General features: G+C 62.3%; 22 protein-coding genes and 1 tRNA gene. 8 read left to right on the top strand and 15 right to left on the bottom strand.

Annotation, left to right across the window (positions count from 1 at the left end):
* Positions 1-13: 13 nt before the first annotated feature.
* The 14 genes from AC1RJY_RS06405 to argS form a co-directional block, all read right to left on the bottom strand.
* Complete coding sequence (locus AC1RJY_RS06405; protein WP_043470421.1) at positions 14-349, bottom strand: hypothetical protein; 336 nt, start codon at positions 347-349, stop codon at positions 14-16.
* Positions 336-827 carry a Cg1360 family ATP-synthase-associated protein gene (locus tag AC1RJY_RS06400; RefSeq protein ID WP_011775263.1) on the bottom strand — a complete coding sequence of 164 codons (492 nt, stop codon included), beginning with the start codon at positions 825-827 and terminating at the stop codon, positions 336-338. The genes AC1RJY_RS06405 and AC1RJY_RS06400 overlap by 14 nt, the downstream gene beginning before the upstream one ends.
* A 119-nt stretch (positions 828-946) precedes the next feature.
* On the bottom strand, positions 947-2,059 hold the full coding sequence (locus tag AC1RJY_RS06395; RefSeq protein ID WP_187329886.1) for an MraY family glycosyltransferase: 1,113 nt from the start codon (positions 2,057-2,059) through the stop codon (positions 947-949).
* Between the two features lie 295 nt (positions 2,060-2,354).
* On the bottom strand, positions 2,355-3,311 hold the full coding sequence (locus AC1RJY_RS06390) for a glycosyltransferase (RefSeq protein WP_498601862.1): 957 nt from the start codon (positions 3,309-3,311) through the stop codon (positions 2,355-2,357).
* Complete coding sequence (locus AC1RJY_RS06385) at positions 3,312-4,097, bottom strand: WecB/TagA/CpsF family glycosyltransferase (protein WP_498601860.1); 786 nt, start codon at positions 4,095-4,097, stop codon at positions 3,312-3,314. It abuts the gene before it with no gap.
* The gene (locus tag AC1RJY_RS06380) at positions 4,094-5,008 is read right to left on the bottom strand and encodes an L-threonylcarbamoyladenylate synthase (protein WP_498601858.1); all 915 of its coding nucleotides are present in this window, start codon (positions 5,006-5,008) and stop codon (positions 4,094-4,096) included. Before AC1RJY_RS06380 ends, AC1RJY_RS06385 begins: the two co-directional genes overlap by 4 nt.
* 12 nt (positions 5,009-5,020) lie before the next feature.
* Positions 5,021-5,893 (bottom strand): peptide chain release factor N(5)-glutamine methyltransferase, encoded by an 873-nt coding sequence (prmC, locus tag AC1RJY_RS06375; protein ID WP_014922180.1) that lies wholly within the window; start codon positions 5,891-5,893, stop codon positions 5,021-5,023.
* A 36-nt stretch (positions 5,894-5,929) separates the two neighbouring features.
* The gene (gene prfA, locus AC1RJY_RS06370; RefSeq protein WP_014922181.1) at positions 5,930-7,003 is read right to left on the bottom strand and encodes a peptide chain release factor 1; all 1,074 of its coding nucleotides are present in this window, start codon (positions 7,001-7,003) and stop codon (positions 5,930-5,932) included.
* A 253-nt stretch (positions 7,004-7,256) separates the two neighbouring features.
* The gene (rho, locus tag AC1RJY_RS06365; RefSeq protein ID WP_498601856.1) at positions 7,257-9,383 is read right to left on the bottom strand and encodes a transcription termination factor Rho; all 2,127 of its coding nucleotides are present in this window, start codon (positions 9,381-9,383) and stop codon (positions 7,257-7,259) included.
* Positions 9,384-9,687: 304 nt separating this feature from the next.
* The gene (gene thrB, locus AC1RJY_RS06360) at positions 9,688-10,662 is read right to left on the bottom strand and encodes a homoserine kinase (RefSeq protein ID WP_498601854.1); all 975 of its coding nucleotides are present in this window, start codon (positions 10,660-10,662) and stop codon (positions 9,688-9,690) included.
* A gap of 2 nt (positions 10,663-10,664) precedes the next feature.
* Positions 10,665-11,768 carry a threonine synthase gene (gene thrC / locus AC1RJY_RS06355; protein ID WP_011775273.1) on the bottom strand — a complete coding sequence of 368 codons (1,104 nt, stop codon included), beginning with the start codon at positions 11,766-11,768 and terminating at the stop codon, positions 10,665-10,667.
* Positions 11,769-13,085, bottom strand: coding sequence for a homoserine dehydrogenase (locus AC1RJY_RS06350; protein ID WP_011775274.1), 1,317 nt, complete (start codon positions 13,083-13,085; stop codon positions 11,769-11,771).
* Entirely contained in the window at positions 13,078-14,550 is a 1,473-nt protein-coding gene (gene lysA, locus AC1RJY_RS06345) for a diaminopimelate decarboxylase (protein WP_011775275.1), read from the bottom strand. Before lysA ends, AC1RJY_RS06350 begins: the two co-directional genes overlap by 8 nt.
* 4 nt (positions 14,551-14,554) lie before the next feature.
* Positions 14,555-16,204 carry an arginine--tRNA ligase gene (argS, locus tag AC1RJY_RS06340; protein WP_210063649.1) on the bottom strand — a complete coding sequence of 550 codons (1,650 nt, stop codon included), beginning with the start codon at positions 16,202-16,204 and terminating at the stop codon, positions 14,555-14,557.
* A 234-nt stretch (positions 16,205-16,438) separates the two neighbouring features.
* Between argS and AC1RJY_RS06335 the strand changes: the two genes are divergently transcribed.
* The 6 genes from AC1RJY_RS06335 (at position 16,439) to AC1RJY_RS06310 (ending at position 21,076) form a co-directional block, all read left to right on the top strand.
* On the top strand, positions 16,439-16,933 hold the full coding sequence (locus AC1RJY_RS06335) for an FMN-binding protein (protein WP_498601852.1): 495 nt from the start codon (positions 16,439-16,441) through the stop codon (positions 16,931-16,933).
* Between the two features lie 5 nt (positions 16,934-16,938).
* Positions 16,939-17,811, top strand: a complete 873-nt coding sequence (locus AC1RJY_RS06330) for an FAD:protein FMN transferase (RefSeq protein WP_498601850.1) — start codon at positions 16,939-16,941, stop codon at positions 17,809-17,811.
* Positions 17,808-19,310 (top strand): FAD-dependent oxidoreductase, encoded by a 1,503-nt coding sequence (locus tag AC1RJY_RS06325; protein WP_498601849.1) that lies wholly within the window; start codon positions 17,808-17,810, stop codon positions 19,308-19,310. Before AC1RJY_RS06330 ends, AC1RJY_RS06325 begins: the two co-directional genes overlap by 4 nt.
* Before the next feature lie 109 nt (positions 19,311-19,419).
* Positions 19,420-19,492 (top strand) — tRNA-Arg (locus tag AC1RJY_RS06320).
* Positions 19,493-19,652: 160 nt separating this feature from the next.
* Positions 19,653-20,693, top strand: a complete 1,041-nt coding sequence (locus AC1RJY_RS06315) for a M4 family metallopeptidase (protein WP_498601976.1) — start codon at positions 19,653-19,655, stop codon at positions 20,691-20,693.
* Positions 20,694-20,773: 80 nt separating this feature from the next.
* Positions 20,774-21,076, top strand: coding sequence for a protealysin inhibitor emfourin (locus AC1RJY_RS06310; protein WP_014922189.1), 303 nt, complete (start codon positions 20,774-20,776; stop codon positions 21,074-21,076).
* A 36-nt stretch (positions 21,077-21,112) separates the two neighbouring features.
* Here the strand turns inward: AC1RJY_RS06310 and AC1RJY_RS06305 are convergent, their stop codons facing one another.
* A complete protein-coding gene (locus AC1RJY_RS06305) occupies positions 21,113-22,081 on the bottom strand; it encodes a GlxA family transcriptional regulator (RefSeq protein ID WP_011775282.1) in 969 nt (322 codons plus the stop codon).
* 81 nt (positions 22,082-22,162) lie between these two features.
* On the opposite strand from AC1RJY_RS06305, the gene AC1RJY_RS06300 reads away from it, so the two are divergent.
* The gene (locus AC1RJY_RS06300; RefSeq protein ID WP_014922190.1) at positions 22,163-22,333 is read left to right on the top strand and encodes a hypothetical protein; all 171 of its coding nucleotides are present in this window, start codon (positions 22,163-22,165) and stop codon (positions 22,331-22,333) included.
* 147 nt (positions 22,334-22,480) lie between these two features.
* Positions 22,481-23,473 (top strand): helix-turn-helix transcriptional regulator, encoded by a 993-nt coding sequence (locus AC1RJY_RS06295; protein ID WP_014922191.1) that lies wholly within the window; start codon positions 22,481-22,483, stop codon positions 23,471-23,473.

Raw genomic sequence — 23,473 nt, 5'->3', positions numbered from 1 at the left:
ATTCCTTGTGAAATTATTTGGCATTACTGTCCCCGTCCGTGGACGGACCGCTGTCTGCGTTGCTCTCGCCAGAAGAGGAGCTTTGTCTGGTGAGGCCGTGCATATGGGAAAGATAGAACCCTCCTGCGGCTCCCAGCAGAGCGCCAAGGAGCACAATCCAGCGGGTCCCCCACAGATTATCCAGACCCCAGCCTATCAAACTCCAGACAATGATCCCGCCAATGATGTAGCTGAAGACGGCAATGCCGGCGTTGTATCCGCCGTCGTTTCCGGCTTCCGCGGATTCATTGCGGTTGGCAGCTTGCTGATCAGTCACAGCCGGGCGTGAATAGCGCTTACGCGGGGACATCCGGGCCGCCTTTCTGCTCAGCAGGATCGTTGTAGATCTGCAGGCGGGCCTTGCTGAAGCCATAGATCTCGGCGGCTTGCCAGAAGACGACGGTGACCACGGCGCCGATGAGGAACCAACGGTCGTGGAGCCATTCCGGAGCGCCGAGTACAAAGAGCACAACAGCGAATCCGACCACCTTGATGAAATACGTCGCAACAAAGAGGCCGACTGCACCGGAGGGGTTGTTACGGCCAACGAAGTGGCCGATCAGGAGGCTGATCCCAAAGAAGAGCATGACCAGCACGGCACCGAACGCGGCTGAAAGCGCGCCCTGCCCGCCATTGATGAAGGCTGCGATCACACAGGTGACGGCCGTGGCCGCTACTGCTGCTGCAGCGCTAAGAAGAAGCAACCGGAGCCACAACGAGGACGGCTGACCAACAGATCCAACACCACGTTTACCGGACGGGCGTCCGGTTTCGGCGTTGGATGTCATGGGGATACCAATCCTCGTGGCACAGGTGCCATATTCTCAAAGTGGGGTTACGGGCGAGTGACTGTCCGCAGAAAGAATTCTACATGAGATAGAACTGTGACCATAACCGGCCATCACAACTACTCCCCAGGCCGCGTGGAGTTCCGGGTGAAGTAGGGCCACGCCGTCACGGCGGCCATGACCAGCGCTGCCGCTATGACCACGATGAGCACGATTTGCCATGGGAACACAGCAAAGGCGACACCGCCGAAGGCAAGAATGCACGTCCACACATAGAGCATGACGACGGCGCTGCGGTGCGAGTATCCGAGGTCCACCAACTTGTGGTGGAGGTGCCCGCGGTCAGCCGACCACGGCGATTGGCCTCTGGCTGTTCTCCGGACAACAGCCATCCCCAGGTCAAGAAGGGGAAGGGACAGTACCGCGAAAGGAAGCAAAATAGGAACGATCGTGGGGATACCGTTGGCGCGGTCGTAGAGGCCGGACCCGATCTGTCCAGTGGCCACAACACCGGCGGAAGCCATGAGCAAGCCGATAAGCATTGCCCCGGAATCTCCCATGAAGATTTTGGCGGGGAACCAATTATGCGGCAGGAACCCGATGCAACTGCCAACCAGGATGGCCATCAGGAGTGTTGCGAGATCCGAGTTGTCCGTGGATGGGTTGTTACGGTGTACCCAGTACGCGGTGAGGAAGAAGGCTCCGCCACCAATGATCGCGACTCCGGCGGCCAAACCGTCCAGTCCGTCGATGAAGTTGACGGCATTCATGGTGGTGACAATGAGGCCGGCCGTCAGCACAATCTGGACCACCTCGGACTCAAGGAAAATCGGTTCAGGGATGAAGGGCACCACAGACATCCGCACACCCCAGATAGCCACAATGAACGCTGCCGCGGCCTGGCCCAGGAGTTTGATCCACCAGCGGATGTCGAGGATATCGTCCGCGACCCCCACGGCGACGATCACTACAGCACCGGCCAGGATCCCCCAGGGGGCATCGTTGTGCCTGAAAATGTCCTTGACGAAAAAGGAATTGCTCGCGACTACCAACGCGGCGAAGAAGCCCACAAAGATGCCCAGTCCCCCAAGTTTGGAGATCAGGGCTGAGTGCATGTCACGGCTTCGGATGGGTTGGTATAACCGGAGCTTGTTTCCCACCACACGGGCACCCCATGTCCCGGCATACGCCACAACCGCAGCCGTAAGGGCCATCAGCATGTACATGATCATGCCGCGGCCCCAAAGAGCAGCCCGATGAATAACCGGGAAACCTGGATCACTGCACGCAGCCGGCGCGCACTGCCGCGAAATTGAGCGCAGCTCAGGGTGTGGAATTCTGTCTTTGGATAAATGGAACTTCTCCGTCGCCATGCCTGCACCGGCTGTGCCGAATGTTGCGGGATTTCTGTGGACTCTTGTCACGATACTAATGCCAACGGTCGTGACCACCCTGTGACGCAGCCGCCAAACCCAGCGTGTTTGGCTGAGGTTAAGCTGCGTGGCTCTTACCGAACCGGCTCTTGTCTTACCGAACCGGCTCTTGAACATTGCGCAACGCGTAGATGCCTTCGAGCACTTGGTCGTTGGAACGCGGGGCTTTCAGGCTGTGCCGCAGGCCCTTGAAAAACCCGGCCAACAGCACTTTGCGGTTGGGCGAGGCCGCGATGGTACGGGTCCAGTTGCGCAGCGAAGCACCGGTGAACAGGACTTTTTCCCACGGCGCCAAGGCATTCGATCGGGTATAGACCCAGAGCTTGTTCCGCACTTCATAGTAGAAGCGGGGGCCCGGATCTGCTCCCGCATCGCCAAAGACCTTGGTGTGGTGGCTGGCCACGGAGGCGTTGGTGGTCAAGGCGGTCCCCCGGCGGGAAATCCTGGCGGTGTACTCGAGATCATCGTTCCAGATGAAGTAGTCCGCAATAGGGAGGCCATGCTGTTTGATCTCTTCAGCACGTATCAGCACCGAAACGAACGATGCAGTCCGGATTTGGGTCGCACCCAGCCGGGCAGCTGCGCTGCGCTCGTTCTCGCTTGCTCCCATCCGCGGCCGCATGCGGTTCATCGGATGGTCGCGGCCATCAGTCCACACAACACGGCTTGCGATAAAGGCCGGGGCCTTACCTGCTGCCTGTCGGTAGGACTCCGATACGTCCAATGCTTCGCGAAGGGCATCCGGCTGCGGTTCCGTGTCGTCATCCATGATCCACACGTGGTCCGCGCGGTGGTCCAGTACGGCCCGTTCCATGCCGACAACGAACCCCCCGGCCCCGCCCACGTTCGTGTTCAAGGTAACCACATCAGTGGTCACCGTGCCTTGGTACTGCTGGAGGAACTCGGCGGTGCCGTCCGTGGAGGCGTTGTCCACGATGACGACGGCGTCCGGTACCCGGGTACCTGAAGCGATGCCTTCCAGGGTTGTCTGGAGGAGTTCACGCCGGTTATAGGTCACTACAACAGCGACCACTACAGGGTGGGACGTCATTTACTTGCCTTTGGTCTTGGATGGTTGGAAGCGGCGCCGGATCAGCAGGCCTGCCAGCTTCCAAGGTTCAAAAAAAACTCTGTAGGCCACGCGGCCCGGGTGCAGGACCAGGCGCCAAGCCCATTCGAGCCCCAAGCGTCCGAGCCAGCGTGGCGCCAGTTTTTGGATGCCTGCAACTTGTTCAATGGCACCTCCTACAGCGCAGTAGAGGGCGGGCGGCAATTCCGGGAGCCTACGGTGCAGGACAGTTTCCTGAAGGGGCATCCCGAGTCCGATCAGGACCAACTGCGGTCGGAAGTCCGTCAGCCAGTCCACCACCGCGTCTTCCAGGGCGCTGTCCCACCCCTCACCCGGCATTCCGTCCACTGTTGCACCGGGGACGATAGCGCGCAGCCGGGCGACCGCCGTCGTATTGGCCGCGCGTCCCGCGCCTACTACGGCCACGCGCTCCAGACCCTCGACCTTTCCAAGCTCCGGGATCCAATCCATGGAACCCAGCCGGTAGGCCATTGTTCCCTCACCCAAGGGCTGGAGTTGACGCTTGTGGGCGAATCCCCAGAGCATCGCAACGGGAGCACCATCCAAGAGGACGATCGGACTGCCCTCATACAAAGAACGGACATCCGGGCGCGAATGAAGCAACGTGATGCTGTGAAGGTTGTGTCCAAGCACCGTGGCGGTTGTTCCGGAGGCGATGAGCCCGCCCATGGCCTCAATAAGCTCATTGACGCGCAACGGAGTGGCGTCGACGTCAAGGACGGGGACGCGTTGGCGCTCCGGAATCATTCGGGCTTGGCTTCCCTTGAGGCCTCTGGCTTCACCGTTTCCAGCGTTGAGTCCTCGACGGCGGCGGCTTCCGTTACTTCCACAGGCGCGTCATCCGCTGTTGTGGGCTTCTCTTGGGGAACGATGGCTTCCTCAGCAGGTTCATCGACAGCCGCAGTATGCTCTGCGGCGCCGGCTGCTGTGGTTCCTTCAGGCGCCGCGTCGTCCACAGCAGGCTCCTCCGCAGGAATGGTGTCGGCGGCGCCCAGGGTCTCGCCAATGCCCAGTATCGACGGAACAATTTCGCGGAGCCGCTCCAGCTCAATGGCTCCTTGGCGCACTACCCGGAACGGAGTGGACGTGGCGTCAACAATGGTGGAGGGCAGGGCAGCAGTCCCCTTGATCGGACGGAAACCGCCTTCAAGGTAGACCTCAACGGACTCCGCCAGTTGGAGTCTCGCTTCCGAGGCTGTCTGTGCCGCTTCCTGGCCCGTCCGGTTGGCGGAGGAAACAGCCAAGGGACCCGTGAGCCCCAGGAGTTCCAGGGCAATCTGGTCATCAGGCATCCTCAGGGCAACGGTGCCCTTGGTGTCACCGAGGTCCCAGTCCAAGGACGGCTGTGCATGCAGGATCAGCGTCAACCCACCCGGCCAGAAGGCTTGAGCCAGTGCCCGGGCATCGGCGGGTACGTCGGTGGCAAGTCCATCCAAGGCGTTGACCCGGGGAATCAGGACCGGAGGAGGCATCTGCCGGCTGCGACCTTTGGAGGCCAGCAACATGGTCACGGCCAACGGCGAAAAGGCATCAGCAGCAATACCGTAGACAGTGTCCGTTGGCAGCACGATGCACTTCTTTTCGCTGATGGCGCGTTGGGCATGCTGAAGCCCTTCAGCCCGCTGGTCATCGGAAGTGCAGTTATAGGTTGTGGTCACAGCGCTATTCTTTCACTCATCAGGAGAGGGGCTTGCCAGGATCGCGCTGGTGGCACGTTCCTTGCCGTTCAGGTCGCAGTGCGTGGTGACGTTGTTCCAACGTCCGGTGCGTTCCAGCATCCCCGCGATCCATACTGCTTGGACCTCCGCGTGCTCCATCACGAAGAAACCACCGGGTTTGAGGAGGCGGGCCGCTGAGGCCGCCGCCGCCGTCGGAAGTACCATGCCGTCCGCTCCCCCACCGTACAGTGCCTCCGGCGGATCATGGAGGGCAACTTCAGGCTCTGTGGGGATGGCTTCGGACGGAATGTACGGCGGATTGGATACGACGACGTCGAACGTTCCGTTGTGCTCGGGGAGGGCATCCCGCAGGTCGCCTTGCACCAAGGTCACGCCCAGCGGTTCGAGGTTCTTCGCAGCCCAGGCGTGGGCAAAGGTACTGAACTCCACGGCGTGGACTTCAGCGCCCGGAACCTCATGGGCAATGGATCCGGCGATGGCACCGGATCCTGTCCCGAGGTCCACCACCTTGGGCGTGGGCACTCCCGCGACGTGATCAATGACCAACTGGACCACCGATTCCGTTTCAGGACGGGGAATGAAGACACCCGGCCCCACGCGCAACTCAAGATGGCGGAAATACGCGACGCCGGTGATGTGCTGGAGGGGGACCCGTCCGGCCCGCTCCTCCACCAGTTCCCCGTAGCCTTCCGGAGCGGGAGTGTCGCCGAGCAACATGGCACGCAGGCGGCCAAGGCCGACACCGAGCAGGTGTTCGGCAAGCAACTCGGCATCGACACGCGGGCTGGGCACACCGGCTTCGGCTAAGACGGCAGTAGCCTCGCGAACGGCGTCCGCGAGGCTCTGACCTTGGTAAAACGTCATGGATGAACTCTGCTGTGGTTGTTGTCCGGCAGGCAGTTATTCGCCGATGGCATCCAGGCGGGCCTGCTCGTCTGCTTCAATGGCTGACTGGATCACGGGTTCAAGATCGCCGTTCATGACGGCGTCAAGGTTGTAAGCCTTGTAGCCGGTGCGGTGGTCCGCGATACGGTTTTCCGGGAAGTTGTACGTACGGATGCGCTCTGAACGGTCCATGGTGCGGATCTGCGACTTGCGCTGTTCGGAGTTGGCGGCGTCGATTTGTTCCTGCTGGTGTGCCAAGAGACGGGCACGAAGGACGCGCATACCGGCTTCGCGGTTCTGCAGCTGCGACTTTTCGTTCTGCATGGCCACCACGATGCCCGTAGGCAAGTGAGTGATGCGGACAGCGGAGTCAGTGGTGTTCACGGACTGCCCACCCGGACCGGATGAACGGTAAACATCGATCTTGAGGTCGTTCTGGTTGATCTCGAGTTCCTCAGGCTCATCAACTTCCGGGAGCACCAGGACGCCGGCAGCCGACGTGTGGATACGACCCTGCGACTCGGTTACGGGAACACGCTGGACGCGGTGAACGCCGCCTTCAAATTTCAAACGGGCAAAAACGCCCTGTGCGGGATCGTTCGAATTGCCCTTGATGGCGACGGCAACGTCCTTGTATCCACCAAGATCGGATTCGGTTGCGGAGATCATTTCGGTCTTCCAGCCCCGCGATTCGGCGTAACGCATGTACATGCGCAGAAGATCACCGGCGAACAAAGCAGCTTCGTCGCCGCCTTCGCCGCCCTTCACTTCAAGGATCACGTTGCGGGCATCGTCCGGATCACGCGGGATCAGCAGACGGCGCAGCCGCTCTTGTGCCGCGGGGATCTGTTCCTCCAACTGCACAACCTCGGCAGCGAATTCGGGATCCTCGTCAGCCATCTCTTTGGCAGCTTCCAGATCATCGTTGAGCCCGCGCCACTTGTTGTAAGCCTCCACAATGCCCTGAAGCTGAGCGGATCGCCGCCCCAACTTCCTGGCAGCAGACTGATCGGCATAAACGGCAGGATCACTCAACTGCGCCTGAATAGCAGCATGCTCATCAAGCAATCCCTGTACGGACTCAAACATTTTCAAACCTCTTTCGACTCGCAGACAAGTCTAGTTGCGACGATTGGTGACTTAACGACCAACCGCTCAAATAAGCCGGCCAGCGAAGGTGACGGCAACGCCCAAGGTGACCTGACCGCCGTCGAGTAATTTTGCCGGCCCGGGAGTGGCATCGGGCCTGTCGTAGCGTTGCTGCCGACGTACGCAGTACGTCGGCAGCAACGCGAAGGGGCGGGGCCGGCAAAATTACTCGACGGCCCCACCCCAGATAACGCTATTTGTCGTTGTCCGACTTCGCTCCGAGCGTCGTCTTCTGAACCTGCATGAGGAACTCGACGTTGCTCTGCGTCTCCCGGATCTTGTTGGTCAGCAGCTCAAGGCTCTGCTGCTGTTCAAGGCCGGAAAGGACGCGGCGCAGCTTCCACATGATCTTGACCTCTTCAGGCGAGAGCAGGTTCTCTTCGCGGCGCGTGCCGGACGCGTTGACGTCCACGGCCGGGAAGATGCGCTTGTCTGCCAGCTGGCGGGACAGGCGGAGCTCCATGTTGCCGGTGCCCTTGAACTCTTCGAAGATGACTTCGTCCATCTTGGAGCCGGTCTCGACGAGAGCGGTTGCCAGGATGGTGAGCGAGCCACCGTTCTCGATGTTGCGGGCTGCACCGAAGAATCGCTTGGGCGGGTACAGGGCTGCTGAGTCCACGCCACCGGACAGGATACGGCCGGAGGCCGGTGCTGCCAGGTTGTAGGCACGGCCCAGGCGGGTCATGGAGTCCAGGAGAACCACCACGTCCATGCCCATTTCCACGAGGCGCTTTGCGCGTTCGATGGAGAGTTCGGCAACCGTGGTGTGGTCGTCGGCGGGACGGTCAAAGGTGGAGGCAATAACCTCACCCTTGACGGTGCGCTGCATGTCCGTGACTTCTTCGGGACGTTCGTCAACCAGCACCATCATGAGGTGAACCTCAGGGTTGTTGGTGGTGATTGCGTTCGCGATGGACTGCAGGATGAGCGTCTTGCCGGCCTTCGGCGGGGAGACGATCAGGCCACGCTGGCCCTTGCCGATCGGGGCCACGAGGTCGATAACACGCGGGCCGATCTTCTTGGGGTCCGTCTCGAGGCGCAGGCGCTCGGACGGGTACAGCGGTACGAGCTTGGCGAACTCGACGCGGTCCTTGAGTTCTTCCGGCGTCTTGCCGTTGACTGACGTGACGCGGACGAGTGCATTGAACTTCTGGCGGGCCGACTGCTGGCTGCGGTCTTCACCGTCACGAGGTGCGCGAATGGCACCGACGACGGCATCGCCCTTGCGGAGGTTGTACTTCTTTACCTGCGCCAGGGAAACGTAGACGTCGTTTGCACCGGGGAGGTATCCGGATGTACGGATGAACGCGTAGTTCTCCAGGACATCGAGGATGCCTGCTACGGGAAGCAGGACGTCGTCTTCGGTAACCTCGACGTCGTCAACGTCCGGTCCCTGCGCGCGGCCACGGCGACGCTCGTTGCGATCACGGAAGCGGTCGCTGCGGGTGTTGCCGTCACGGTTGTCCTGACCTCCCCGACGGTCACTCCGGTCGGTCTGCTCGTTGCGGTCACGACGGTTCCGGCGGTTCCTGCGGTTGCCGGTGTCGTCGCCGTCGTTGTTGTCATCACGGCGGCCGCGAGTGTTGTCGCGACGTTCGCGCTGCTGCTCGCCAGAGTCGGACTGTTCGCGCTGCTCACGCTGTTCAGTGCGGTCGGCACGCTGCTCGCGCTGCTCACTGCGATCGGCACGCTGCTCCGCACGGTCAGTACGTTGCTCAGTGCGGTCAGCGCGCTGCTCGGCGGCAGGTGCTTCGGCTGCTTCAGCAGGCGCTGCGGCAGCTTCGCCACGGCGTCGGTTACGGGTGCGCGGCTGACGACGCTCTGTAGCGGCCTCGCCGGTCTCAACGGCGGCCGGAGCTTCAGCAACCGGTGCGGTTGCGGACTCGGCAGGTGCTGCAGCGGCTTCAGCAGCTGCTACCACTCCATCACTGGTGGCGCGGCGGCTGCGGCCACGACCGCGACCACGAGGCGCTTCCTGGGCCGGGGCCTCGGCAGCTGCTTCTGCAGGTGCGCTGCTTTCCGCTGCAACCTTGGGCTCTGCGGTCCGGGCTTCCTTGGCCGCAGTTGCCTTTGCCGTCGCGGTGGCCTTGGCGGGCGCCTTGGCGGTTGAGGTTCCGGCGCGATGTGCCGAAATGGCCGTTACCAAGTCCCCCTTGCGCATACGGGATCCCCCGGAGATGCCCAGCTGACTCGCGAGAGCCTGAAGCTGGGCGAGCTTAAGGCCTGCAAGGCCGCTGCTCTTGGTGGTTGCTGCAGTTGACGAATCAGCAGCAGAAGATGTTGTGTCCACAGCTGAAGCCAGCTCAGTGGTTTCTGTCACGAAGGATCCTTCCCCCTCGACGGCGTCCAGAGCGAGAGCTGGACGCGATGATTTGTTCTGGGCTGCAGTTCAGATCTGCAGCCGGTGATTTGGGCCGTGCCTGATGGATTATGGCCAACAGGGCCGGATACTGATCGTCATCACTGGATCCAGTTGCCCGGACAGCCGGCGTAGCGTTCAGGGAACAGAGAGATTTCTGCGGCCCTGAGACAGGCCGGAAAGAGACGACACCACCAACGTTGGCACAGTTGACGAAAGGTACGGCAAAACACCGAGATCCAAAATCAGGGAACTGCCCGCGGCTTTACCGGCGGTGCACTTCCACTCTAGCACCTTGATCGTCTACAGCCAGCGTCATCACACGCCAACCGACGTCGGGTGTGTTGACCGCCGTGAATGTCTCGATGAATTCTGCAATTGTGGCGGCTTCGTCAGCGCCATTGGCCAGCACCATCACGGTGGGACCGGCGCCTGAGACAACCGCTGCATGCCCCGCAGTCCGGAGGGCCGCGATGAGATCGGCGCTGGGGCGCATGGCCTGAGCGCGGTAGCTCTGGTGGAGGTAGTCCTCTGTGCCTGGCAACAGCAACGTGGGATCAGCAGTGAGCGCGTGAATCAACAGGGCTGCACGTCCGGAATTCATTGCTGCCGCGTGATGCCCCACTGATGCCGGGAGCAGCCCGCGCGCAGTTTCCGTGGAAAGCTCGTAATCGGGGATTGCCACCACGGGAATGACCGCCGCTGCGACGTCAGCGTGTGTGCTGCTGTACTGCTCGCTGTCCTGCCATGACAGCGCCAGTCCGCCGAATATGGCGGGTGCGACGTTGTCCGGATGGCCTTCCATCTCGCTGGTCAACTGCAGGATCCAATCGCGGTCCTGCCGGGACGCTGCCGGGACCAGTGCGTTTGCCGCAGTGACGGCGGCAACCACTGCCGAGGCTGAAGACCCGAGTCCCCGGCCGTGCGGGTTGACGTTGTCCGCTGTGATTTTGAGGCCCGAGTGCCGGAAGCCAAGCCGATCCAAGGCCAGGTCAATGGCACGAACCACGAGGTGGCTGGCGTCACGCGGGAGGGAGTCAGCACCCTCGCCGGAGAGCTCGAACTCGAGCTCCCCGGTGCTGAGGGTCTCCACCGTCAAGGTGTCGTAGATGGACAGGGCCAAGCCGAGGCTGTCGTAGCCGGGGCCCAGGTTGGCACTCGTACCGGGGACCTTGACGGTCAGCCGCTGGCCTGCCGCGACGAGTGCACGATCGGTCGCGGTGGGCTGCGTTGATTCCACTCTTAGTTTTCTTCCAGTCCCAGTTCTGCGGCAACAGTGACGACGTCGTTCGGCACCTTGACGGGCTGCACGTCGCTGCCGTCTTCGGTGCGGAGGGCCCACTGCGGGTCCTTGAGTCCGTGTCCGGTAACCGTTATGACGATGGTTTTGCCCGACGGAACCTCGCCGGCGGCATGCTTCTTGATCAAGCCCGCGACACCGGCAGCGGAGCCGGGTTCAACGAAAACGCCTTCCTTTGCCGAAAGCCAGCGGTGAGCAGCCAGAATCTCGTCATCGGTGACAGCCTCGATCAGTCCACCGGATTCGTCACGGGCCGCAACTGCGGTTTCCCACGAGGCCGGGTTGCCGATGCGGATGGCGGTGGCAATCGTGTCGGGCTCGGTGATGGGGTGGCCTGCAACGAACGGCGCGGCACCGGCGGCCTGGAAGCCCCACATGACGGGCGTCTTGGTGGAAACAGCAGGAAGTGTTCCATTAGTGGTCTCGAAGGGCGCGGAGTATTCCTTGTAGCCCTTCCAGTAAGCACTGATGTTGCCGGCGTTGCCTACAGGCAGTACGTGGATGTCAGGGGCATCGCCCAAGGTGTCCACCACTTCGAAGGCACCGGTCTTCTGGCCTTGGATACGGGCCGGGTTGACCGAGTTCACCAGGAACACCGGGTAGGCCTCGCCGAGCTTCCGGGCGATGTCCAGGCAGTTATCAAAGTTGCCGTCAACCTGGAGCAGTGTGGCGCCGTGCGCGATGGCCTGGCTCAGCTTGCCCATGGAGATCTTGCCTTCGGGTACAAGCACAGCGCACTTGAGGCCTGCCGCAGTGGCGTAGGCCGCAGCCGAGGCGGAGGTGTTGCCGGTGGAAGCGCAAACAACAGCCTTTGCACCGGCTTCAACGGCAGCCGTCATGGCCATGGTCATGCCGCGGTCCTTGAAGGAACCCGTGGGGTTCATGCCTTCGACCTTCAGGTACACCTCTGAGCCGGTCAGCTCGGAAAGCTTCTGCGCGTGGACGAGCGGAGTGCCGCCCTCTCCCAGGGTGATGACCTTGGTGGCTTCCGTTACAGGCAAACGATCAGCGTATTCGCGGATTACTCCGCGCCATTGGTGAGCCACTTAGACCCCTTCTACCCGCAGAACGGATGTTACAGAATTGATGACGTCCAGGCCCTTCACGGCCTCGACGGTTGCTGCGAGTGCAGCTTCGGATGCACGGTGCGTCACGATTTTCAGCTCGGCCGACTCAACGTTGGAGGCTGAGTCGCGGTGGATCGTCTGGCGCATGATTTCGATGGAAACGCCGTTCTCCGCAAAGATGTGCGCAATCCGTGCCAGCACGCCGGCCTGGTCAGCGACATCCAAGCCGATGTAGTAGCTGGTGTTCGAGGCGTCGATGGCCAGCGCCGGAACGTGGCCCGTCGTGGTTTCCGTGCGGCCGGGGCCGCCCAACACCAAGCGCCGCGCAGCGGAGACGAGGTCGCCCAGCACGGCAGACGCCGTCGGGGTGCCGCCGGCACCCTGGCCGTAGAACATCAGTTCCCCGGCATTTTCCGCCTCGATGAAGACGGCATTGAAGGCTCCACGGACAGCGGCCAGCGGGTGTTCGCGCGGCAGGAGCGTGGGATGGACACGCACGGAAATGCCGCTGCCGTTGTCCGACGAGTCGATCTTCTCGGCAATTGCGAGCAGTTTGATGACAAAGCCGGCTTCCTTGGCGGAGGCGATGTCTGCAGCGCTGACCTTGGTGATGCCTTCGCAATAGACATCGTCCAGGGAGAAGCGGGTGTGGAACGACAACGACGCAAGGATCGCTGCCTTGGCTGCAGCGTCGTGGCCTTCCACATCGGCAGTGGGATCTGCTTCCGCGTATCCGAGGCGCTGTGCTTCGGCGAGGGCATCGGCGAACTGCGCGCCGGTGCTGTCCATCTGGTCAAGGATGAAGTTGGTGGTGCCGTTGACGATACCGAGTACGCGGGTGATGCGGTCTCCGGACAGAGAGTCACGGATGGGGCGCAGAATGGGAATGGCTCCCGCGACGGCGGCCTCGTAAGACAGCTGGACTCCGGCCTTGTCGGCCTCCTCGTAGAGAGTGGGCCCATCCTGGGCGAGCAAGGCCTTGTTGCCGGTAACGACGCATGCGCCGTTCTGGATGGCCGTCAGGATCAGTGATCGGGCAGGCTCTATGCCGCCCATGAGTTCGATGACCAGGTCTGCGTCCTTGACCAAGGTATCGGCGTCGGTGGTGAACAGTTCACGCGGCAGTTCGACGTCACGCGGCGAGTCGACATTGCGGACGGCGATGCCGGACAGTTCCAGGCGGGCGCCGCTGCGGGCAGCGAGGGCCTCGGCGTCGTCAATCAAAATCCGCGCAACCTGGGCCCCAACGTTGCCACAGCCCAGCAGGGCCACCTTCAAGGTTCGCATTTCAGACATTCGCCACTCCCATGTCGCGGTTCAAGAGATCTTCTTCGGTTTCCCCGCGGACAATCAGCCGGGCGGCTCCGTCGCGTACAGCGACAACGCCAGGCCGGGCCAGGTAGTTGTAGTTGCTGGAGAGGGCCCAGCAGTAGGCGCCGGTACCCGGTACTGCGAGCAAATCACCGGCTGCCACATCCGCGGGCAGATATACATCTCTAACAACTATGTCGCCGCTCTCGCAATGTTTGCCCACTACGCGGGACAGCTGCGGAGCCGCCGAAGAGTTCCGGGAGGCCAGAATTGCCGAATAATCCGCGTCGTACAGCACCGGACGGGCGTTGTCGCTCATTCCGCCGTCCACCGACACATAGCGGCGCGGATACGTAACGTTCTCTTGCGTTTCTTCACCCTCAGGGGCGTCAACACGGACGGTTTTGAGCGTGCCGACTTCGTAGAGAGTGAAGGTTGTGCTGCCCACAATGGCACGTCCGGGTTCAATGGAGATACGCGGTGGCGTGATGTCCAGCTCGGCGCACTTGGAGCGGACGACGTCGGCCATTGCCTGCGCGATTTCCGCTGCCGGGCGGGGGGTGTCCACGGGGGTGTAGGCGATGCCGTAACCGCCGCCGAGATCCAGTTCGGGCATGACGATGGAATACTTGGCCTGCATGGCGGCGAGGAAGCCCAGGAGCTTTTCCGCTGCAACAGCAAAGCCATCGGGCTCGAAGATCTGCGAACCGATGTGGCAGTGCAGGCCAAGCAGCTCGATGCTGGCGTAGGAGGTTGCCGCGGCCACTGCTTCTTCGGCCGCGGACAGGCCGGCTTCCTCGGTGGAGTCTTCGGCCATGGAAAGGCCGAACTTCTGGTCTTCGTGAGCCGTGGCAATGAACTCGTGGGTGTGGGCGTGCACGCCGGGGGTCAGCCTCAGCATGACCTTGGCAGTTTCGCCGCGGCTGGAAGCGATCTTGGCAACGCGCTCAAGTTCATCGAGGCTGTCCACCACGATCCGGCCAAGCAGCATGTCCAAAGCGCGGTTGATCTCGGCGTCGGACTTATTGTTGCCGTGCAGGCCAAGGTTGGGACCTTCAATTCCCGCGCGTGCCGCAACAGCCAGCTCGCCGCCCGAACAAGTGTCCAGGCGAAGGCCTTCCTCAGCCACCCAGCTGGCCACTGCAGTGCACAGGAACGACTTCCCGGCGTAGTAGACGTCCACTCCCCCGCAAATGTCGGCGAAGGCGGCATCAAAGGCGTCTTTGAATGCACGGGCACGGGCACGGAAGTCCGATTCACTCATGACGAACAGCGGGGTTCCGTACTGTTCCTTGAGCTCGCTGACGGACACGCCGTCGATGGTGACCTCGCCGGCGTCGTTCTTTTCAACCCCGGCCGCCCACATAGGTGCCTGCAAGGCGTTGAGGTCTTCAGGAACGGCCAACCACCCGGGAGCGAGCGGAGAAGCGTGTGCAGCGTCTGTGTTCATTTCCCTACATCCGTTCCGGCGCAGAAACGCCCAGCAGTTCGAGTCCGTTGGCGAGAACCTGGCTGGTGGCGTCGTTCAACCACAGACGTGTGCGGTTGACGTCGAGCACAGGTTCCTCGCCCTGCGGCGAGACGCGGCAAGCGTCGTACCAGCGGTGATAGGCCCCGGCGATGACCTCCAGGTGGCGTGCCACGCGGTGCGGTTCACGCAGTTCGGCGGCCTTTGCCACGATGGACGGATAGCTGCCCAGATAGGAGAGCAACTCGTTTTCGGTGGCGTGGTCCAGGAGTGATGCGTCAAAGACGGAGCGGTCCACGCCTGCTTCCGCAGCATTGCGGGCCGTGCCCCGCGACCGGGCATGAGCGTACTGCACGTAGAACACGGGGTTCTCGTTGCTGTGCTTCTTCAGCAGTTCGGGATCCAGCGTCAGGGGCGAGTCAGCCGGGAAACGGGCCAGCGAGTAGCGGACAGCGTCCTTCCCGAGCCATGAGATGAGGTCCTTGAGCTCGATGATGTTACCGGCACGCTTGGACAGTTTGGCGCCATTCACGGACACAAGCTGGCCGATGAGGACCTCAATGTTGACCTCGGGATCATCGCCCGCGCAGGCTGCAATGGCCTTCAGGCGATTGATGTAACCGTGGTGGTCCGCGCCGAGCAGGTAAATCTTCTCCGTGAACCCGCGGTCCTTCTTTGAAAGGTAGTACGCGGCGTCCGCTGCGAAGTAGGTGGGTTCGCCGTTGGCACGGATCATCACGCGGTCTTTGTCGTCGCCGAAGTCGGTGGTGCGCAACCAGACGGCACCGCCGTCGTCGAATACGTGGCCCTGTTCGCGAAGGCGGGCGACGGCGGATTCGATCGCGCCGGCGTCGTGCAGTTCCTTCTCCGAGAAGAAGACGTCGAACTCTACGCCGAACTCAGCCAGCGTGGTCTTGATGTCTGACATCTGTGCCTCGTAGGCTGCGGCGCGGATGACGGGCAGGGCTGCCTCGTCTGTCAGTTCGCGGATGCCTGGGTGGGCTTTCAGCACTTCGTCGCCAAGTTCACGGATGTACTCGCCCGGGTAGCCACCCTCCGGTACACCACGGCCATGAAGGCGGGAAAGGACCGAGTTTGCGAACACGTTCATCTGCGAGCCGGCGTCGTTGATGTAATACTCGGCGGTGACATCAGCACCCGAGGCACGCAGGACGCGGGCAATGGCGTCGCCAAGAGCGGCCCAGCGCGTATGTCCGATGTGCAGTGGACCAGTGGGGTTCGCAGAAACGAACTCCATATTGACGACTCGGCCTGCGAGCGCCTGGTTGGTGCCGTAGCTGGCTCCTGCTTCAACAATGGTCTTGGCGAGGGCGCCTGCTGTGGCAGCGTCCACTGTGATGTTCAGGAAGCCCGGACCGGCGATTTCCACTCCGGTAACGCCGGGAATGCCCTGCAGATGGTTGCTGAGGATTCCTGCGAATTCACGGGGGTTCATGCCGGCCTGCTTGGAGAGTTGCAGGGCGATGTTGGTGGCCCAGTCTCCATGATCCCGGTTCTTGGGTCGCTCCACTCGCACGGCGTCGGGCACGGCAGATTCCGTCAAGGCGATTTCGCCGGTAGAGACGGCGTCCTTTAGGCAGGCGGATATGGCAGCAGAGAGTTCTTCGGGAGTCACGCTTCTAGCCTACCGGGGGCCTGCAAAGTCGCGGAATTGAGGCTCCCGTATGTGGCTAGTTGGACACAGCCCGCTCACAGGAATGGCTCTCTGGCAGCACAGACTGAACCATTACGCTGAATCCAACGTTGTGAACACGTAGGAGGTGGCCTTGTTGGTCATCCCGTTACACGCAGTATCCATTGATGAAAATGACCCCTGACGAATTCTTGTCCAGTTGAAACGAGCAGAACCATGACTACGCCACTCCGCAAGAGCCTCTACGTTGGTTTCGCCGGCCTCTCCATCATCGGAACCGCCGCGGCATGTGCCCCTACGACCCAAGCCCCCGCAACTCAGACTCCGGCTACCCAGGATGGCGGCCAGGCCGCAACCAACAGCCCGTCATCGGCAGGCACTTCATCGTCTGCTGCCGTCGCTTCCACCGGCGCGGCCACATACAAGGACGGGACGTACAGTTCCGACGGTACGTACACCTCGCCCAATGGGCTGGAAACGGTGGGTGTGGAGCTGACCTTGGCCGCGGACAAGGTTTCTGCCGTCAACATCACGGTCCACCCGTCCAATCCGAATACCAAGAAGTTCCAGGGGGAGTTCGCCAGCGGTATCGCAGCCCAGATCGTCGGCAAGGACATCGACGAACTCAACGTTTCCAAGGTGGCCGGCTCTTCCCTGACGTCCGGCGGCTTCAACGAAGCCGTGGAACAGATCAAGGCCCAGGCCAAGTAGCAGCCATGCCGCACCCTGGCTGGAGCACCTTCAGCTTCGAAGGGATCGGTACGCAGTGGGAGATTTCGACGCCGGACAGTTTGGTACCCGCCGTCCGGCGCGAGGTGCTTGAAACAGTCGCGGCATACGACAAGACGTGGTCGCGGTTCAGGCCGGATTCCTTGGTGTCCGGCCTGTCCCGCGGTCCGGGCATCATCACGCTGCCGGAGCATGCAGTCGCCCTCCAGAAGCTATATTCGGTGCTGTATCGCCTCAGCGATGGTGCCATGACCCCACTCATCGGCAGCAGCTTGGAGCGTCTGGGTTACGACGCCGGCTACGCTCTTGTTCCGTCAGGAAATCCCCTCGCCCCGCCGCGGTGGGAAGACGTCCTCGATTGGACAGGCACGGACCTGGCCGCGAAAGAGCCGTTAGTTTTGGACGTCGGAGCAGCCGGGAAGGGCCAGCTGGTTGACCTGTTGGGCGAAATCCTGTTGGCAACGGATCACACTGACTTCCTGGTGGATGGCAGCGGCGACATGCTGCACGCGGGAAGCCACCCGGTCACCGTTGCGTTGGAGCATCCCTATAACCCCCGGCAGGCCATAGGAACGGTGGAGCTGAACAACTCCGCACTGTGTGCCTCTGCTTCAAACCGACGCACGTGGGGTGACGGTCTCCACCATGTCCTGGATGGAACGACGGGCGAGCCTATTCACACCACGGTGGCTACATGGGCCATGGCTGCGAGCGCCTTGGTTGCGGACGGACTTGCCACGGCATTGTTCATGCTTGAACCGGCTCGGCTGGAGGAGGAATTTGATTTCTCATGGCTTTCGGTGTCGTCGAGTGGTGTTGCCGCGTTTTCGACCGGTTTTGAGGGGAGACTGTTCACATGATTGCCGCTAAGTCGCGTCTGGACACTTGGTTGGGCCGCTTCACCATGTACCGCTTGATTCTCTGGGTGCTGGGCGTGCTGGTTGTCTACAGCATGGTCCTGAACATCCTGGGGTGGTTGACCTTCGGGCTCCCGGAGATGGCGGTACACCTTGTGCTTTGCTTGGGTGTGACCTATGCCTCCAGCCGGCTGCTCGCGCTGCTCTTCGGCGTGAAGCCGCACACGGAGTCGTCACTTATTACCGGGCTGCTGATCTACTTCCTGTTCTGGCCGGCCTTTGGCGTGATGGACATGGCGGGGGTTGCTTTGGCATGCGTGCTGGCCAGCGTGTCCAAGTATGCTCTGGCCTTCCGTGGGCGGCATATTTTCAACCCGGCCGCGGCCGGTGCGTTCATCACGGGCCTGACGGGGCTCAACATCGCCACGTGGTGGGCTGCCACGCCGGCCATGCTCTGGCTCTTGGTTCCCGGGGTGCTGCTTGTCCTGTACCGCACTCGGAAAATGCTGATGGCCGCCGTTTTCCTCGCGGCTGCCACCAGCATCATCACGGTAGAGCTCCTCAGCCGCAGCATGACATTGGGCCAGGCCTTGTGGCAGTCCTTGGCACAGCGCCCGTTGCTGTTCTTCGTGGGATTCATGCTCTCGGAGCCCCTCACCCTGCCTCCCCGTCGCTGGCAGCAGCTGGCGCTTGCCGCCGTCGTGGGTGTTGTCTTCGCCGTTCCCTACAACTTTGGTTTCATTGCCAACTCCCCGGAACTCGCGCTGTTGCTGGGCAATCTTTTGGCGTTCTTCCTGGGACAGCGCGGTGGCGTCCATCTGACGTTCAAGGGCTCGCGCCCCCTCACCCCCGCCAGTACTGAATTCAGGTTCGAGCCACAGCGGCCCGTGCGCTTTGCCGCCGGACAATTCATGGAGCTGAACCTGCCGCATGCCGGATCCGACGGCAAGGGGCGCCGACGGGTTTTCAGCATCACCAGCCCGCCCGGCGCGGCCGAGGTTACGTTCGGCGTGGGTACGGCCGAGCCCCTGTCTACGGCCAAGAAGGCACTGTTTGCGCTTCAGCCCGGGGACAGCGTTTCTGCAACGGCCGTGGGCGGAGACTTTGTTTTACCGCGCGACGCCGGGAAGCCGGTCCTGCTGATCGCCGCGGGTATCGGCATTACGCCTTTCGTGTCGCAGCTGGCGGCCGACGACGCCGCCCGCGACACCGTGGTTGTGTACCTCGCAAAGGGTCGCGATGAACTTGCGTGCGTGGAACAGCTGGAAGCCTCCGGCGCCAAAGTGTTGGCCCGGCTGGCGGACGGTTCCACTCCCCCGGAGTTCATGGTGGACGCCGGTACGTCCAGGATCGATGCCGCACGCCTCAAGGAGCTGGTTCCGGATATCGGGGATCGGGAAGTTTTCGTCTCGGGCTCCCCGGCGAGCGTGGACTCCCTGCGCGCTGCAGCACGTGGTGCAGGAGCGCGCCGGGTACATGTCGACTCATTCGCGGGCTACTGATCCGCGGGGTTCCGGACCGGGCTCGCCGGAGGGGCGCCGGGTTTTCATTTGCGGCTCCGTGGCTGCTAAGCTCTAGGACGTCCCACCGGCAACGGAGGGAACCCTGGATGCCCTCGTAGCTCAGGGGATAGAGCGTCTGCCTCCGGAGCAGAAGGCCGTAGGTTCGAATCCTATCGAGGGCACAACGAATACCCCGCCAGTCCTGCTGGCGGGGTATTTTTTTGCGTGCCGGTTACCGACTATCAGTTGGAGGCTTGCCGGGCCTGAACCGCAATATTGTCCGTCCCTGATCCTAGGCTGATTCCAGTTGGTCATACCGATAGCCAAAGGGGTTTCACCGTGATGTGTTCAATTGTCCCGCCGTATATGCTGCGCAGGATTGCTGCCCGGAATGAACCACGGCTTCGGGCGGTTGCCCGGGCCGCCAAGGAGTCCTTGCTGCACATCAAGGACCTGCAGGCCATCCGTACAGCCCCTATCCCCGCGGCACCGCCAAGCGCACGCCAAGCCAAACCGGGTCCGCCCAAGCGGACCATTTTCGACGCCGGCTCATCGGAAACCCTGCCCGGCCGCATTGTCCGCAAGGAGGGTGCCCCACCCGTCGGAGATGTCGCTGCGGACGAGGCCTACGACGGCCTCGGGAGCACGCACCGGCTGTACGGCGAGATTTTCGGCAGGGATTCCATTGACGATGCCGGGCTCTCCCTGGATGCAACGGTCCACTATGGGAAGCTCTACGACAACGCCTTTTGGGACGGCAGCCAGATGGTCTTCGGCGACGGTGACGGCCAGATTTTCCAGCGCTTCACCAAGTCCGTGAGCGTCATTGGCCATGAACTCGCCCACGGGGTTACGCAGTACACAGCCAATCTGGCGTATCGGAACCAAGCCGGAGCACTCAACGAGTCCATGTCGGACGTCTTCGGGGTCCTCGTCGAGCAGTATCTCAAGCAGGAGTCCGCAGGGGACGCCAGTTGGCTCATTGGGGAGGGCCTTTTCACCGGGCAGGTCCAAGGTGCCGCCCTGCGCTCCATGAAAGCACCGGGGACAGCTTATGACGACGACGTTTTGGGAAAGGACCCCCAGCCGGACTCCATGGATACGTACGTGCGGACGAGCGCTGACAATGGCGGAGTGCACATCAACTCCGGCATCCCCAACAAGGCTTTCTATGTTGTGGCCTCGGAACTCGGCGGCAAGGCTTGGGAGGCACCCGGCCAGATCTGGTACGGCACCTTGACCAGTGGATCCCTGCCGGCAACCTGTACTTTTGGAAAGTTTGCCAAGACCACTCTTGCGACCGCTGAGGAACTTTTCGGTTCCGGGTCAGCTGAGCATGACGCCGTCCTGAAGGCGTGGGAGACTGTGAAGGTCAAGGTTTAGTCAGGTGGCGGGACCGGACAGTTTGCTCCGGTCCCTGCCGGTTGGCTGACTACAGAACGTCGAACGAGAAGCAGCCGGCCATGAAGATCACCGTCCAACGCAGTGGGGGAATCGCCGCGATGACACGCGTCTGGAGCGTGGATGCTGTGTCCCCCGATGAGAAGGAACGATGGGTTCCGATCGTGGAGGCCTGCCCGTGGGACGAAGCCAAAAGTCAAGCCCGGACACCCAACGAACCTGACCGGTTCATGTACTCCATCCGCGCAGGGCAACGCCGCGCCACTCTCCCCGACCGCGCCGTAACCGGGCCTTGGCAGGAACTGGTGGAATGCGCCCAAGCCGAAGGTTCGGAGTCACGGGGACGGCTCGGCAGCCGACGCTAAGAGCAGCCGCCTTCGTCGGGCAGCAGCCGCTGGGTTTCAGATGGCTTCTGCCAACTGTCCCCGGAATGCCCGCCTGTAGCTCTGTGGACTCGTGTCCAGCACTTTTGTGAAGTGGTGGCGCAGCAGGACAGAATGCCCGAACCCTGCAACACGAGCGATCTCGTCGATGTTCAGCTCAGTGGTTTCCAACAGTTCCTGCGCACGCAGCACGCGTTGCGAGTTCAGCCAGGCAGCGGGCGTAGCTCCGGTTTCCGCGCGGAAGCGCCGGGCGAACGTCCTTGGCGACATGTGGAGCCGTGCAGCCAACTCGTTCACGCTGTGTTCTTCGTCGAGGTGTTCAACCATCCAGCGAAGCAGTTCCTCCATGGGTGCGGAACCGCAACGGGGCATGGGCCTGTCAATGAACTGGGCCTGGCCACCGTCGCGATGCGGCGGTACCACCATGTCGCGTGCGATTGCAGCAGCCACGTTCGCCCCCAATTCCTCACGGACAAGATGGAGGCATGCGTCGATTCCCGCGGCCGTACCGGCGCTGGTGATGATGGTTCCGTCCTGCACGTAGAGGACGTTCTCGTCCACGATCGCGGACGGGTACCGGCTGGCCAGATCCTGCGAATAGTGCCAGTGCGTGGTGCAACGCCGTCCGTCCAACAAACCGGCGCGGGCCAGGGCATAGGCCCCGGAGCAAATGGACATCACCCACGCACCCCTGGCATGTGCTGCCCGCAACGCATCCATGACGGACTCGGGGACGTCCTGGTCCCGGCCGAACGGCGCCATGATGACGAGGTCTGCATCTGCCGCTGCTTCGAGGCCGAGGTTCACATGAAGCGACAGACCGGACTTCATGCGGACGTCACCCGGTTCCGGTGTTACCACCCGGAAATCGAAGGCCGGTACCCCGGCACCACGGTCAGATCGGTCGATGCCGAAGACCTCGAAGGCCGTACCGAATTCGAAGACCGAGAAGTTGGGTACAACAATCACCGCCACTGATTTCAACATACCTCCAGTGTGGCAGAAAATTATCTAAATGGGGCATTTCTGCCACTGTTTCTTGGAGTCCCACAAGAGCAGGCTTGAGACATGGAAATCTTCGGAATCATCCTCTTCATCGTCCTCATCACCGCCGTCGCAGCTACCGTTTCAGCCCTGTTGAAGGATGGACGCGGGCACAACCCGCCCATCAATTCCAAGGAACCCTGGAGCGCCTTCGACGCTCCGAGCAGCCCGTACTGGAACCCCCGCATCTACTAGGGGCATGCCAGGCGACTGCAAGGTCCACCACGCCAATCCAACCGACGCCCGTACGTTCACGGAATTCTGCAGGATTCCCCTGAACGGCGGGCGTCCCTATGTCTGCCCGACGCCCACCCGGGACGCCCATGGGCTAGATTCACTTGCATGATTCAAACGTCTGCCCGGCTCCTCCAGCTGCTGTCACTGTTGCAGGTGCGACGCGAATGGACGGGCCCGGCACTCGCTGATCGGATGGGCGTGACCGAGCGGACCGTCCGACGCGACATCGACAAGCTACGGAACCTTGGCTACCCCATCCACGCCTCCCCCGGGATCGCGGGCGGTTACCAGCTTGGTGCCGGCGCGCAGCTTCCCCCGCTGCTGCTGGATGACAATGAGGCCTTGGCTGTCGCCCTCGGTTTGAGTTCGGTAGCCGCCGGCCCGGTGGCAGGCATCGGCGAGGCATCCGTCCGCGCCCTGGCAAAGCTGGAGCAGGTCCTGCCGTCCCGGCTGCGCCCGAAGTTCGCCATGCTGAAAGCGGCCGTCACTACCCTTCCCAGCAATGCGGCCACCGTAGATCCTGAACAACTGACCGTCGTCTCGGCCGCGATATCGGACCGGCGCCAAATCACCTTTGACTACGTCAAGTCCGACGGCGAGTCAGCACGGCGGCTGGTGGAGCCCTACCGATTGGTGGACACGGGGCGTCGCTGGTACTTGGTGGCGTGGGATGTTGATCGGGAGGACTGGCGGACGTTCCGGGCCGACCGCCTCGCTTCCCTGCCGTCAGAACGAAAAAGATACACGCCCAGGCCCCTGCCCGCGGAAGACCTGGCAGCGTACGTCCAACAGTCGATCACCCGTTCGCCTTACAGATTCGACGTCGTGGTGCGGCTTCACGCGCCGCTGGGCGAGGTGGCCGCCGTCGTCAATTCCCAGTACGCGACGCTGACAGCCGACGGGCCGGAAGCCACCATCCTGCGGTCCGGATGGGATAACCTGGCTGCCCCGGCCGCCTATCTGGCCGCGCTGGACATGGACTTCGAGATCCTCGAGCCTGTTGAATTCACGACCTACGCCATGGAACTCGCGCACCGGCTGAGTGCGGCAGCCGGGACTGTGACGGACACAGCGGACGCCGAACCCCAGCCACAGTAG

Source organism: Arthrobacter sp. GW822-FHT05G07 (genome assembly GCF_058799755.1).
The sequence above is the reverse complement of the archived record's forward strand: the minus strand, read 5'-3'. Positions and strand labels throughout refer to the sequence as shown.